Consider the following 12,779-nt stretch of genomic DNA (forward strand, 5'->3'; position numbering starts at 1 on the left):
CCCGCGGGCCGGTCCCGGCCGCCGACGGGGCGGGGTGGGACCCGGTCGTCCGGGCCGGTCACGCGGAGGACCGGGCCCGGGGCGGCCGGGAACCGGGTTTCCCGGTGGTGGCCTGCGGGGACCACCGCGCGTTCTCCGGCCCCGTGCTCCGCGACGGCGTCGCCCGGGCCCTCCTCCCCGCCGGTCCCCGGCGGACCGGGGCGCGCACGGGCCCGGGCGCGCGGAGGCGGGCCCGTGCCGTCCGGGGCGCGTCGGCAGTGGCGCCGGACCGCCGACGGGGCGGAACCTTCCGGCGCGGAGCTCTTCCGGCGCCGGCCTCAGCCGCGGCCGCTGCCCGCCATGCGCTCCAGCCGCGCGATCCGCTCGGTCATGGGCGGGTGGGTGGAGAAGAGCTTGGAGAGGCCCTGGCCCGGCCGGAACGGGTTGGCGATCATCATGTGGCTGGCCGTCTCGATCTTCGGCTCCGGCGGCAGCGGCAGTGCCCTGGCGCCCGCCTCCAGCTTGCGCAGGGCGCTGGCCAGGGCCAGCGGGTCGCCGGTCAGGCGGGCTCCGTCGGCGTCGGCCTCGTACTCCCGGGAGCGGCTGATGGCGAGCTGGATCACGGAGGCGGCGAGGGGGCCCAGCAGCATGATCAGGAGCATGCCGAGCAGGCCCGGGCCCTCGTCGTCGTCCGAGCGGCCGATGGGGATCAGCCAGGCGAAGTTGACCAGGAACATGATCACCGAGGCGAGCGCGCCCGCGACGGACGAGGTCAGGATGTCGCGGTTGTGGACATGGCTCAGCTCATGGCCGATCACGCCCCGCAGTTCGCGCTCGTCGAGGATGCGCAGGATGCCGTCGGTGCAGCACACCGCGGCGTTGCGCGGGTTGCGTCCGGTGGCGAAGGCGTTGGGCGCGTCGGTCGGTGAGATGTAGAGCCGGGGCATGGGCCGGCGGGCCTGTATGGAGAGCTCGCGGACGATCCGGTAGAGGCCGGGGGCCTCGAACTCGCTGACCGGACGGGCGCGCATGGCGCGCAGGGCCAGCTTGTCGCTGTTCCAGTACGCGTAGGCGTTGGTGGCGAGCGCCACCAGCACGGCGGCGATCAGGCCGCCGCGCCCGAAGAAGCCGCCGATGACGATGATGAGCGCCGACAGTCCCCCGAGGAGGACCGCGGTCCTGAGTCCGTTGTGCCGACGGTGCACGGTACGCCCTCCATTGGTGCGGCGGGGGGAGCCTCTGGTGCGTCGCGTCCAGTGGACCCTTACGTACAGGTCAACGCGGTGCGGGCGGCCGCAGTTCCCCACGCCGGTTCCGGGCGGGTACCCCGGCGGGCCCGGGACGCACGTGCCCCCGGGGCGGGGCGCGCGTCCCGCCGCGGGGCCGGTCCCGGGGCGGAGGGACGGATCAGAAGAGGGTCACGCCGGTGAAGCGGAGGATCAGCTGGGGCGCGCCGGAGAGGACGACGGCGAGGAGCCCGGTGACCACCAGGGCGGCGGTGAGCGGGGCCGTGGCGCGGCGGGCGGCGGGGGCGCCCTCGGGCGCGGCGCGGAAGAGGAGCGCGGTCCAGCGGAGGTAGTAGACCAGCGCGATCACCACGTTGACGGCCATCACCACGGCCAGCCACCCCATCCCCGCCTCCACCGCCGAGGCGAAGACGGTGACCTTGGCGAAGAGACCGACGATGCCCGGCGGCAGTCCGGCCAGGGACAGCAGGAAGAAGGCCAGCAGGAGCGCCGCCACCGGGCGGGAGGCATACAGACCGCGGTGGTCCTCGACGCGGCCCGCCGGCCGGCTCCGGTCCACCAGGGCGACCACGGTGAACGCGCCGAGGTTCACGGCGGCGTACATCAGGGCGTAGGCGAGGGTCGAGCCGATCGCCCGGGCGGCGTCGTCGCCGTAGGCGGCCGCCGCGACCGGGACCAGCAGGTAGCCGGCCTGGCCCACGGAGGACCAGGCCAGCAGCCGGACGGCGCTGCGGTCCCGGCCGGGTCGCTGGCGCAGGGCGCCGACGTTGCCGACGGTCATGGTGAGCGCGGCCAGCACGGCCATGACGGGCCCCCAGACCGGGGCGTAGGACGGGAAGGCGAGGACGGTGACCAGGATCAGGCCGGTGAAGCCGACCGCCTTCCCGGTGACCGACAGGTAGGCGGCGACCGGCAGCGGCGCGCCCGCGTAGGTGTCGGGCACCCAGAAGTGGAAGGGGACGGCGGCGGTCTTGAAGGCGAAGCCGACCAGGGTGAGGACCACGCCGGCGCGGGCGAGCGCCGAGAACTGGCCGTCGACCCGCTGGATCTCCTCCGCGACCACCGTCAGGTGCATCGACCCGGTGACGGCGTAGACGAAGCTGACGCCGAGCAGGCTGACGGCAGTGGCGGTGACCGAGGAGAGGAAGAACTTGAGGGCGGCCTCGGAGGAGCGGCGGTCCCCGTGGCGCAGTCCCACCAGGGCGAACGCGGGCAGGGAGGCCACCTCGAGGGCGACGATCAGGGTCGCCAGGTCGCGGGAGGCGGGCAGCAGGGCGGCGCCCGCGGCCGAGCCGAGGAGCAGGAACCAGTACTCGCCGGCGGGCAGCCGCCGGGCCTCGTCCTTGAGCGCCGTCATCGACAGGAGGGCGGCGAGCAGCGCTCCCCCGAGGACGACGAGCTGCACGACCAGGGTGAAGCGGTCGGCGACGTAGCTGCAGACGCCGGGGTCGGTGGTCAGGCAGAAGGTGGAGCGGTCGCCGTCGAGCAGGGGCAGCAGGGCGAGCAGGCCGGCGGCGAGGGCCGCGACGGAGATCCACCCCAGCAGCGCCTTGCGGGGCCCGGGGAGGAACAGGTCGGCGACCAGGACCGCCAGGGCGGCCACGGCGGTGAGGGTGGGGGGCGCGACGGCGAGCCAGTCGACGGACTGGACCACGCTCTCGGCGGTGGCCGGGGCGCTCATCGGGTGCCTCCTGCGAAGAGCTGCTGGACGGCCGGGTCGGTGAGGCCGAGGAGCGCCTTCGGCCAGAGTCCGGCGAGGACGGTGAGGACCACCAGCGGGGTCCAGGCGGCGAACTCGTGGCCGCGGACGTCGGCGAGGAGCGGGACGCCGTCGGTGTCCCGCGGCGGTGCGCCCATGCAGACGCGGCGGACCACGACCAGCAGGTAGGCGGCGGTGAGCAGGGTGCCGAAGGCGCCGACCGCCATGAAGACCAGGTAGGCCGGGCGGCTGAGGCCCGCTGCCGGGTCGAACGCGCCGAAGAGGGCGAGCATCTCGCCCCAGAAGCCGGCCAGGCCGGGCAGTCCCAGGGAGGCGACGGCGGCGAAGGCGAGCAGGCCGCCGAGGCGGGGCGCGCGGCCGTAGAGGGCGGCTCCGGTGGCCTGGAGCCCCTGTGCCGAGAGGGCGTCCAGGTCGGTGGTGCCGGTGCGGTCCTTGAGGGCGCCGACCAGGAAGAAGAGCAGGCCGGTGATCAGCCCGTGGGCGACGTTGGCGAACAGGGCCCCGTTGACGCCGGTGGGGGTCATGGTGGCGATGCCGAGCAGGACGAAGCCCATGTGGCCGACGGAGGAGTAGGCGATCAGGCGCTTCAGGTCGCCCCGGGCGCCCTTGCGCGCCAGCGCGAGGCAGGCCAGGGAGCCGTAGACGATGCCGACGACGGCGAAGGCGGCCAGGTAGGGCGCGAAGACCTCGAAGCCCTCGGGGGCGGCGGGGAGCAGGATGCGGACGAAGCCGTAGGTGCCCATCTTGAGCAGCACGCCGGCCAGCAGGACCGATCCGACGGTGGGCGCGGCGGTGTGGGCGTCGGGCAGCCAGCTGTGCAGGGGCCACATCGGGGTCTTCACGGCGAGGCCGATGCCGATCGCCAGGACCGCCACCACCTGGACCGTCACGGTGAGTGGCCGTCCGTCGCCGGTGGCGAGTGCCACCATGTCGAACGTGCCCGCCTCGATCCCGATCAGGAGCAGGCCGAGCAGCATGACCACGGAGCCCAGCAGGGTGAACAGGATGAACTTCCAGGCCGCCTGCGCGCGGCCCGCCCCGCCCCAGCGGGCGATCAGGAAGTACATCGGGATCAGCACGGTCTCGAACGCCAGGAAGAACAGCAGCAGGTCGAGGACGGCGAAGGAGGCGAGGGTGCCGGTCTCCAGGACGAGCAGCAGGGCGACGAACGCCTTCGGGGAGCCGCCCGCGGGCGGGTTGGCGTACGCGTGGAGCGCGCAGAGGAAGGTCAGCAGGGCGGTGAGGACCAGCAGCGGCAGCGAGATGCCGTCGACGCCCAGGTGGATCCGCACGTCGAGGGCGGGGATCCAGCTGATGTCGGTGGTGGCCTGCATGGTCTGGGGCCGGTGGTGGTCGAACCCGGCGGCGAGGGCCAGGGCGGCCAGGAGGACGGCGGCGGTGACGGTCACGCCGTGCCGCAGCACCGCCTGCTCGGGCGACCTCCCCCTCAGCCCGGGCGGGGCCGGGAGGAGGGCGGCGGCGGCCCCGAGCAGCGGGATCACCACGACGAACGCGAGAAGGGCCCGCATCACGGACTCGTTGACATCGATCACGCCTGCTCACGCTCCCGAGACGGCGAGGACGACGGCCACCGTGAGGACCACGGTTCCGGCGAGCAGCGCGCTCACGTAGGTCTGGAGGTTGCCGGTCTGTGCGCGGCGGACGGCCGCGCCCAGCAGGCGGGGCGCGGCGGCGGCGCCGCGGACGTAGGTCTCGACGACCTCGCGGTCCAGGAAGCGCACCAGGGACGCCGCGGCGGTCACCGGACGGACGAAGGCCGCGCGGTAGAGGGCGTCCAGGTGGAAGCCGGCGGCCGCGTGGCGGTGCAGGGGGCCCAGCAGGAGACGGCCCGGGTCGGAGGGGTCGGGCGCGTCGGCCACGTCGCCGTAGGCGGGGGCGTGGCTCGCGATGGCCTCCGCCTCGACCCGGCCGGGGTCCGCGTCGGGGTGGGCGGCGACCGCGCCGAGCGGCGCGCCGGCCGCGAAGGCGGTGGTGTGCCGCCAGGTCGCGTAGGTGACGATCCCGCCGACCAGGGCGATGCCGGTGGCGAGCACGGAGGTCGCCCAGCCGGGGGCCGGCGACTGCCCGCCGAGCCAGTCGGGGAGCACGCCGAAGGCGGTGCCGAGGGCGAGGGAGGGGACGGCCAGCACCCACAGGACGGCGTTCATGGCGACGGGCTGCCTGCCGTGCGCGGGGAGTTCGGCCCCGCGGCCGCGGAAGGCCCGCAGCCACAGGCGGGCCGCGTAGGCGGCGGTCAGCAGGGCGGTGAGCAGGCCGGCGGCCAGCACGATCCACCCGGCGGCGACCGGGCCGCCGTCACCGGTGGCGGCGTGCTCGGCGGCGACCAGGACGGCCTCCTTGGAGAAGAAGCCGCTGAACGGCGGGATCGCGGCCAGTGCCAGCAGGGCGACGGTCATCGTCCAGTAGGCGTCGGGCACGCGGGAGCGCAGTCCGCCCATGCGGGACATGGCGGCCAGCGAGTTGGTGCCGGCGGCGTGGATGAGCACGCCCGCCGCGAGGAACAGCAGTGCCTTGAAGGCGCCGTGGGTGAGGAGGTGGAACGCGGCGGCCGAGCGGTCCCCGGCGGCCAGTGCGCCGGTCATGTAGCCGAGCTGGCCGATGGTCGACCAGGCCAGGACCCGTTTGACGTCGTCCTGGGCGAGGGCGGCGAGGGCGGCACCGGTCATGGTGACGGCGGCCGTCACCGCCAGCACCAGCATGGCGGCCCCGGACAGCTGGAAGAGCGGGAGCAGCCGGGCCACGAAGTAGACGCCGGCGGCGACCATGGTCGCGGCGTGGATCAGCGCGGAGACGGGTGTGGGACCGGCCATCGCGTCGGGCAGCCAGGTGTGCAGCGGGAACTGCGCCGACTTTCCGGCCACCCCGGCCAGGAGCAGCAGGGCGATCAGGGTGGGGTGGTCGATCCGCTCCGCCGCGGCGAAGGTCGGCGTGCCCGGGGCGAGGGCCGTGTTCCGGACCGCCTCCAGGATCTCGGTGATCCGGAACGAGCCCGCGTCGGAGGCGAGGACGAAGAGGCCGATCAGGAACGGGACGTCGCCGGCCTTGGTGACGAGGAACGCCTTGAGCGAGGCGGCGCGCGCCTCGGGGGTCTCCCAGTAGTGACCGACCAGGAAGTAGGAGCAGATGCCCATGACCTCCCAGCCGACCAGCAGCACCATCAGGTCGCCGGTGTAGACGACGAGCAGCATGGCGGCGGTGAAGAGGGAGACCAGCGCGGCGTACGAGGGGTAGCGGGCGTCGTGGCGGAGGTAACCGGTGGAGTAGACCTGCACGCACGCGGAGACCAGCGTCACCAGCACGGCGGCGAGGGCCGCGAAACCGTCGACGTGCAGGGCCAGTTCGATCGGCACCGAGCCGGTCGGGGTGAGTTCGGTCGCGGCGTCGACCGGGTCCCGGCCGCCCTGGCGGGCCGCCACCAGCGCGGCGAGGGCGAGGGAGGCGAGCACCGGGAGCACGGCGAGGGGGCGGACGAAGCCGGGGGCGACGCGGCCCAGCAGCAGCCCCGCGACCGCGCCGAGGAACGGCAGCAGGGGGACGAGGACGGCGAGGGTGATCGTGCTCATGCTGAGGCCTCGGCCTTCTCGCCGGTCCCGGTGGCGGTGGCGGTGGCGTCGTCGGTGCCGGCCCCGTCGTCCCTGCCCGCGCCCGTGTCCGCGCTCCCGCCGCCGTCCTCCGCGGTGTCGCGGAGGCGGTCGATGTCGGCGGTGCCGCGGTTGCGGTACACGGCCAGGACGATCGCCAGGCCGATGCCGATCTCGGCGGCGGCGATGGCGATGGTGAACAGGGTCAGCGCCTGGCCCGAGTGGAGCCCGTCGTGGGGGAACCCGGCCCGGGCGGCGCGGCTCAGCCAGGCGTCGAAGGCGACGAGGTTGAGGTTGACGGCGTTGAGCATGAGCTCGACGGACATCAGCACCAGGATCGCGTTGCGGCGTGCCAGGACGCCGTAGACCCCGGTGCAGAAGAGGAGGGCGGAGAGGACGACGGGATACACGAGGTGCATCAGCGCTCGCCTCCTTCGGCACGGCGTCCGGCGTCACCGGACGCGGCGTCGGCCGCGCCCTGCTCGCCGGGCCGGGCGGCGGCACGGCCTGCGGCGGCGCGGCCGGCGGCCTTCGCACCGGCCGCGGTCCTCGTGGACGGGCCGGCCGGGCGGGCGGCGCCGGCCTTCCCGGAGGACGCGGCGTCCACGTCGGCGTTCCGTTTGCGGGAGAGGACGATGGCGCCGACCAGCGCGGCCAGCAGCAGGACGGAGAGGGCCTCGAAGGGGAGCACCCAGTGCCGGAAGAGGGACTCGCCGGTGACCTCGGTCGTGCCGGCGGACGCGCCGTCCAGCTCGATCCAGGTGGTGCGGAAGGCGTCGACGACCAGCCAGACCAGGGCGACCGCCGCGGCGACCGCCACGCCGAGGGCGACCCCGCGGTTGCCGGAGTCGGCGTCCGGGGAGCGTCCGATGGGGGCCCGGGTGAGCATCAGGCCGAAGAGGAGGAGGACGACCACCGAGCCGACGTAGATCAGGACCTGCACCCAGGCGATGAACTCGGCGGTGAGCAGCAGGTACTCGACGGCGAGCCCGCCGAGCGCCACCACCAGCCAGAGCGCGGCGTGCACCAGTTGCCGGGTGGTCACGCTGACCACCGCCGCGCCGAGGGTGACCACGCCGACCAGCAGGAAGGTGACCTCCACCCCGGTGGGCGAGAGGAATCCGTGGCTCACGGGGCCTCACCCTCCGCCGGGCCCTCCGCCTGGCCTTCGGCCTGCCGCAGCTTGTCCGCGGTCCTGCGCGCGGCGGCGACCTCCTTGGGCTCCTCCGCGCCGGCGTCCAGGGCGGGCGGGGCGGGGACGGTCCACATCCACTCGCGGAGCTTGTCCCGCTCGTGGGTGAGCTCGCGGATGTCCGTCTCGGCGTACTCGAACTCCGGGGACCAGAACAGGGCGTCGAACGGGCACACCTCGACGCAGATCCCGCAGTACATGCAGAGCGCGAAGTCGATGGCGAACCGGTCGAGGACGTTGCGCTGCCGCTCGCGGCCGCCGGGCGCGGCCGGGGGCACCGTCTCCTTGTGGGAGTCGATGTAGATGCACCAGTCCGGGCACTCGCGGGCGCACAGCATGCAGACCGTGCAGTTCTCCTCGAAGAGGCCGATCACGCCGCGGGTGCGCGGGGCGAGCTCGGGCTGGACCTCCGGGTACTGCGCGGTGACGTTCTTCCGCATCATGGTGCGCAGCGTGACGGCCAGGCCCTTGGCCAGCCCGCTGCCGGGGAATCCCGGGGATGCGGAGGCCGAGGCCGAGGCGGAGGCGGACGGCGTCACGGGATCACCACCTTGACGACGCCGGTGAGGGCGATCTGGGCGAGGGCGAGCGGAACCAGAAAGGTCCATGACAGCTTCTGCAACTGGTCCTCCCGCAGCCGGGGGTAGGTGACGCGCAGCCAGATGACCACGAAGGCCAGGGCGGCGGTCTTCAGCAGGGTCCAGAACCAGCCGAGGCCGTCGCCGCCGAACGGGCCGTGCCAGCCGCCGAGGAACAGCACGGTGGTCAGGCCGCAGAGGACGACGATGCCGGCGTACTCGGCGAGCAGGAAGAAGGCGAAGCGCAGGCCGGTGTACTCGGTGTACGCGCCGAAGATGATCTCCGAGTCGGCCACCGGCATGTCGAACGGCGGGCGCTGAAGTTCGGCGAGTCCGGCCACGAAGAAGACGACGGCGCCGACGATCTGCCAGGGCAGCCACCACCACTCGAAGGCGCCGGCGATCCCGGTGAGCGAGACGGTGCCGGCCGCCATGGCGACGGAGGCCGCCGCGAGCAGCATGGGCAGCTCGTAGGCGAGCAGCTGGGCGGCGGTGCGGAGGCCGCCGAGCAGGGAGTACTTGTTGGCGGACGCCCAGCCGGCCATCAGCGAGCCGAGGACGCCGACGCCCATCACGGCGAGGGCGAAGAAGACGCCCGCGTCGATCGCCTGGCCGACCGCGTCGCCCGGGCCGAGCGGGATGACCAGCAGGACCAGCAGGTACGGCAGGAGGGCGACGGCGGGGGCCAGCTGGAAGACCCGGCGGTCGGCGCCGGCCGGGACCACGTCCTCCTTCTGTGCGAACTTCACGCCGTCCGCGACGAGCTGGGCCCAGCCGTGGAAGCCGCCGGCGTACATGGGGCCGAGGCGGCCCTGCATGTGGGCCATCACCTTGTGCTCGGTCTGGCCCACGACCAGCGGGAGGACCAGGAAGGCGGCGAAGACGGCGAGCAGACGCAGCGTGACGTCGAGCGCGTCGGTCACTGTCCGCCTCCCTCGGGGTCGTCGGTGGGTCGTTCGTCCGTGGTGGGGTCGTCGCCCTCGCGGGGCCCCTCCGGCTCCTCGAAGGCGGGCTTCGCGTGGTGCCACGGGGCGTCGGGGCTGCGCGGGGCGGCCTGCGGCCGCCGGGGTTCCCGCTCGGCGGGGGGCGTCGTCCCCTCGGCCCGCTGCGACGCGGACCCGCCCGAGGCGGAACGGGACCGGCGCGGCACCGAGGGCGGCGGCGCGGTCGCGTCACCCTGTTCCTCGCGCTGCGACGCCGAACCCTCCGACACGCTCCGCGAACGCCGCGGACCCGCCGGCGCGCCCGCGGCCCCCGCCGCACCACCCGGCTCCTCGCGCTGCGACGCGGAGCCCGCGGACGCGCTGCGGGAACGCCGGGGGGCGGCCGGGGTCTCCGCGGCCTGGGAGGCGGACCCCTCGGAGACGGTCCGGGCACGGCGCGGGCGGTCGGCGCCGGCCGCGCGGGCCGCGCCCCGGGCCGGGGCGGCGGGCAGCTGCCCCTTCAGCGGGCCCCACTCGTTCGGGTCCGGGACCCCCGGCGGCAGCATCTGCCGCCGCCTGGGCCCGCCGTGCTCCGCCGCCGCGGACTCCCCCGGCTCCTTGGCCCCCGGCCACGCCTTGACGACCCGTGCCGCCAGCACGAAGTCCTTCCGCAGCGGATGCCCCTCGAAGCCCTCCGGCAGCAGCAACGGCTCGAGGCCGGGGTGGCCGTCGAACCGCACGCCGAACATCTCGTGGGTCTCCCGCTCGTGCCAGGCCGCGCCCGCGTGGACGCCGACCGCGGAGGCCAGCACCGGGGCGTCGTGCGGCACGGTGGTGCGCAGCAGCAGCCGGCGGACCGGCCGGCCCAGGGCGGCGACGTGGGCGCAGACCCGGAAGCCCGCGCCCGGCTCGTCCACCGCGCTCAGCCAGTCGAAGAAGGTGCACCCCAGCCGGTCGCGGGCCACGGTCAGCGCCTCGGTCCAGGCCTCCGGGGGCACGTCGACCGTCAGGACCTCGTAGGACTCCTCCGCCACGGCCCCGTCGCCGAAGAGCGCACCGGCCGGTTCCGGGAGCCACCCCTCGCTCATCGGTCCCCCTCCGCGGCCGGCGGCCGGACCAGCCCGCTGGTGAGCGCGGCGGTGGAGGGGCGCGGGGCCGCGCCGCTCCCGCCGTACCGCTTGCCCAGCGATTCCCGGGCGATCTTCTCCTGGAGCTTGATGATCCCCTGCAGCAGCGCCTCCGGCCGCGGCGGGCAGCCCGGCACGTAGACGTCGACGGGGACGATCTGGTCGACGCCCTTGGTGACCGAGTACGAGTCCCAGTACGGCCCGCCGCAGTTGGAGCAGGCGCCGAAGGAGATGACGTACTTCGGCTCCGGCATCTGCTCGTAGAGCCGCTTCACCGCGGGCGCCATCTTGTCGGTCACGGTGCCCGAGACGACCATCAGGTCGGCCTGGCGCGGCCCCGGCGCGAACGGGATGACGCCGAGGCGCATGAAGTCGTGCCGGGACATCGACGCGGCGATGAACTCGATGGCGCAGCAGGCGAGCCCGAAGTTGAAGACCCAGAGCGAGTAGCGGCGGCCCCAGTTGAGGACCACCTTCATCGGCTCGGGCGCCAGCCGGGAGAGCGCGCCCAGCCGCTTGGGCTCGGGCAGCATCACCGGCTGCGGCTCGGGGGTGTCACCGGTGGCGGCAGCGGTCACGTCCACTCCAGGACGCCTTTCCTGTAGGCGTACAGCAGGCCCACGGCGAGGAAGCCGAGGAACAGGAACATCTCCACGAGGGTGGTGGCGCCGTAGCCCTGCGCGTCGAAGACGGTCGCCCAGGGGAAGAGGAACACCGAGTCCACCGCGAAGATCACGTAGAGGAACGCGTACACGTAGTACCGGACCTGGGTGTGCGCCCAGCCCTCGCCGACCGGGTCGACGCCGCACTCGTAGGTGAGCAGCTTCTCGGGCGTCGGCACCACGGGCCGCAGCAGGCGTCCCGCGCCGAAGGCGGCGGCGACGAACAGCACGCCGACGACGGCGAGGAGGCCGACGACCGAGTAGGACGGAAAGTAGTCGGGCACCTCGGTCCTCGCTCCCCACGTCTGGTTCCCTCGTGAACGTACGCAACGGGAGTCTAGGCCCTGCCTCCCCGGCGGAGGCCGGGTGCGGTGGTGGGGTTTTCCCCCGTACCTCTCGGCCGGACCACCTCATGGCGCGGGCGTGCCGCCGCCGGGCAGTCTGGCCCCATGACCACCGAACCGACACCGGCCCCGCTGCCGGCCTCCTCCCCGGCGGCCCCGGCGGCCCCGGTTCAGGCCCCGTCCCCGGTGGCCCCGGCGCTCCCGGCGGCCCCGTCCCCGGCGGCCACGCTCCCGGACGGCGCCGGCCCGCCTCCGGCGCGCCTGGCCTACGACGCGTACACCTGGCGGGAGATCGCGTTCCTGCTGAGCAACCTCCCGGTGACCGTGGTCGGCTTCACCTACGCCGCGGTGGTGCTGCCGACCGGCGCCGGGCTGACCGTGACCGCGATCGGGCTGCCCCTGCTCGCGCTGGCCCTGATGGGCGCGCGCCTGCTGGGCCGGCTGGAGCGCGGCCGCGCCCGCGGCCTGCTGGGGCTCCGGATCGACGAGCCGAGCCCGCTGAGCTCGCACAACCGCTCCGGCAACTTCTTCGTCCGCCTGTGGACGGCGCTCAAGGACCCGGTGGGCTGGCGGTCGATGCTGTACCACCTGATCCGCCTGCCCTGGGGCGTCCTCACCTTCACGGTGACGCTGACCGGCCTGTTCGTCCTGTGGCCGGTCCTGCCCCACGTGGTGCGCGCCATGACGACGGTGGACCGGGCGATGGTCCGCGGGCTGCTGTCGCCCTCCCCGGACCTGGAGCGGCGGATCGCCGAGCTGGAGTCCGACCGGGGCGTGGTGATCGACACCGCGGCGGCGGACCTGCGGCGCATCGAGCGCGACCTGCACGACGGCGCGCAGGCCCGGCTGGTGAACCTGGCGATGGGGCTGGGTCTGGCCAAGGAGAAGCTGCTGGAGGACCCCGAGGCGGCCGCCGCCATGGTCGACGAGGCGCACGGCGAGGTGAAGCTGGCCCTGCGGGAGCTGCGCGACCTGGCCCGCGGCATCCATCCGGCGGTGCTCACCGACCGGGGACTGGACGCGGCGCTCTCCTCGGTGGCGTCCCGCTGCACGGTTCCGGTGCGGGTGTCGGTGGAGCTGCAGACCCGGCCGGCCGAGGCCGTGGAGGGCATCGCCTACTTCACCGTCTCCGAGCTGCTGCAGAACGTCAGCAAGCACAGCGGGGCGCGCACCGTCTCGGTGGACGTGTGGCGCGCCGGGGACCGGCTGATGCTCCAGGTCCACGACGACGGCCGGGGCGGCGCCCGCCTCGACGCCGGGTCGGGCCTGGCGGGACTGGCGGAACGGCTGGGCGCGGTGGACGGCGTGTTCGTCGTCGACTCCCCGGAGGGCGGGCCCACCACGGTCACCGCCGAACTTCCCTGGCGGGACCGGCCCGTCACCCTCACGAAGGAAGGCTGACGTC

At 74.6% G+C, this 12,779-nt stretch carries 12 protein-coding genes; 1 reads left to right on the forward strand and 11 read right to left on the reverse strand.

Going from position 1 to position 12,779, the window contains the following annotated elements; translation table 11 throughout:
- Positions 1-317 precede the first annotated feature (317 nt).
- From htpX to A2U95_RS08575, 11 genes are all read right to left on the reverse strand, one after another.
- Positions 318-1,184, reverse strand: coding sequence for a zinc metalloprotease HtpX (htpX, locus tag A2U95_RS08525; RefSeq protein WP_166021573.1), 867 nt, complete (start codon positions 1,182-1,184; stop codon positions 318-320).
- 202 nt (positions 1,185-1,386) lie between these two features.
- The gene (locus A2U95_RS08530) at positions 1,387-2,907 is read right to left on the reverse strand and encodes an NADH-quinone oxidoreductase subunit N (RefSeq protein WP_166021574.1); all 1,521 of its coding nucleotides are present in this window, start codon (positions 2,905-2,907) and stop codon (positions 1,387-1,389) included.
- Positions 2,904-4,499: a complex I subunit 4 family protein gene (locus A2U95_RS08535; protein ID WP_166021575.1), complete on the reverse strand. Its 1,596-nt coding sequence runs from the start codon at positions 4,497-4,499 to the stop codon at positions 2,904-2,906. The genes A2U95_RS08530 and A2U95_RS08535 overlap by 4 nt, the downstream gene beginning before the upstream one ends.
- A gap of 6 nt (positions 4,500-4,505) precedes the next feature.
- Positions 4,506-6,530, reverse strand: coding sequence for an NADH-quinone oxidoreductase subunit 5 family protein (locus A2U95_RS08540; protein ID WP_166021576.1), 2,025 nt, complete (start codon positions 6,528-6,530; stop codon positions 4,506-4,508).
- Entirely contained in the window at positions 6,527-6,967 is a 441-nt protein-coding gene (gene nuoK / locus A2U95_RS08545; RefSeq protein ID WP_166021577.1) for an NADH-quinone oxidoreductase subunit NuoK, read from the reverse strand. Before nuoK ends, A2U95_RS08540 begins: the two co-directional genes overlap by 4 nt.
- Positions 6,967-7,680, reverse strand: a complete 714-nt coding sequence (locus tag A2U95_RS08550; RefSeq protein ID WP_166021578.1) for an NADH-quinone oxidoreductase subunit J family protein — start codon at positions 7,678-7,680, stop codon at positions 6,967-6,969. The genes nuoK and A2U95_RS08550 overlap by 1 nt, the downstream gene beginning before the upstream one ends.
- Positions 7,677-8,183 carry a 4Fe-4S binding protein gene (locus A2U95_RS08555; RefSeq protein WP_166024951.1) on the reverse strand — a complete coding sequence of 169 codons (507 nt, stop codon included), beginning with the start codon at positions 8,181-8,183 and terminating at the stop codon, positions 7,677-7,679. Before A2U95_RS08555 ends, A2U95_RS08550 begins: the two co-directional genes overlap by 4 nt.
- 92 nt (positions 8,184-8,275) lie before the next feature.
- Positions 8,276-9,241, reverse strand: coding sequence for a complex I subunit 1/NuoH family protein (locus A2U95_RS08560; protein ID WP_166021579.1), 966 nt, complete (start codon positions 9,239-9,241; stop codon positions 8,276-8,278).
- Positions 9,238-10,329: an NADH-quinone oxidoreductase subunit C gene (locus tag A2U95_RS08565; protein WP_166021580.1), complete on the reverse strand. Its 1,092-nt coding sequence runs from the start codon at positions 10,327-10,329 to the stop codon at positions 9,238-9,240. Before A2U95_RS08565 ends, A2U95_RS08560 begins: the two co-directional genes overlap by 4 nt.
- The gene (locus tag A2U95_RS08570; protein WP_166021581.1) at positions 10,326-10,952 is read right to left on the reverse strand and encodes an NADH-quinone oxidoreductase subunit B; all 627 of its coding nucleotides are present in this window, start codon (positions 10,950-10,952) and stop codon (positions 10,326-10,328) included. The genes A2U95_RS08565 and A2U95_RS08570 overlap by 4 nt, the downstream gene beginning before the upstream one ends.
- Positions 10,943-11,314, reverse strand: coding sequence for an NADH-quinone oxidoreductase subunit A (locus A2U95_RS08575; RefSeq protein ID WP_166021582.1), 372 nt, complete (start codon positions 11,312-11,314; stop codon positions 10,943-10,945). The genes A2U95_RS08570 and A2U95_RS08575 overlap by 10 nt, the downstream gene beginning before the upstream one ends.
- 165 nt (positions 11,315-11,479) lie before the next feature.
- Between A2U95_RS08575 and A2U95_RS08580 the strand changes: the two genes are divergently transcribed.
- The gene (locus tag A2U95_RS08580) at positions 11,480-12,775 is read left to right on the forward strand and encodes a sensor histidine kinase (RefSeq protein WP_166021583.1); all 1,296 of its coding nucleotides are present in this window, start codon (positions 11,480-11,482) and stop codon (positions 12,773-12,775) included.
- Positions 12,776-12,779: the final 4 nt, after the last annotated feature.

This window comes from Streptomyces chilikensis (genome assembly GCF_001642695.1).
GTDB lineage: Bacteria > Actinomycetota > Actinomycetes > Streptomycetales > Streptomycetaceae > Streptomyces > Streptomyces chilikensis.

Excerpts from the sequence above, each read along its gene's own strand:
- A2U95_RS08530 (WP_166021574.1), bottom strand. The coding sequence starts at position 2,907 with ATGAGCGCCCCGGCCACCGCCGAGAGCGTGGTCCAGTCCGTCGACTGG.
- A2U95_RS08540 (WP_166021576.1), bottom strand. The coding sequence starts at position 6,530 with ATGAGCACGATCACCCTCGCCGTCCTCGTCCCCCTGCTGCCGTTCCTC.
- nuoK (WP_166021577.1), bottom strand. The coding sequence starts at position 6,967 with ATGCACCTCGTGTATCCCGTCGTCCTCTCCGCCCTCCTCTTCTGCACC.
- A2U95_RS08555 (WP_166024951.1), bottom strand. The coding sequence starts at position 8,183 with ATGATGCGGAAGAACGTCACCGCGCAGTACCCGGAGGTCCAGCCCGAG.
- A2U95_RS08565 (WP_166021580.1), bottom strand. The coding sequence starts at position 10,329 with ATGAGCGAGGGGTGGCTCCCGGAACCGGCCGGTGCGCTCTTCGGCGAC.
- A2U95_RS08580 (WP_166021583.1), top strand. The coding sequence starts at position 11,480 with ATGACCACCGAACCGACACCGGCCCCGCTGCCGGCCTCCTCCCCGGCG.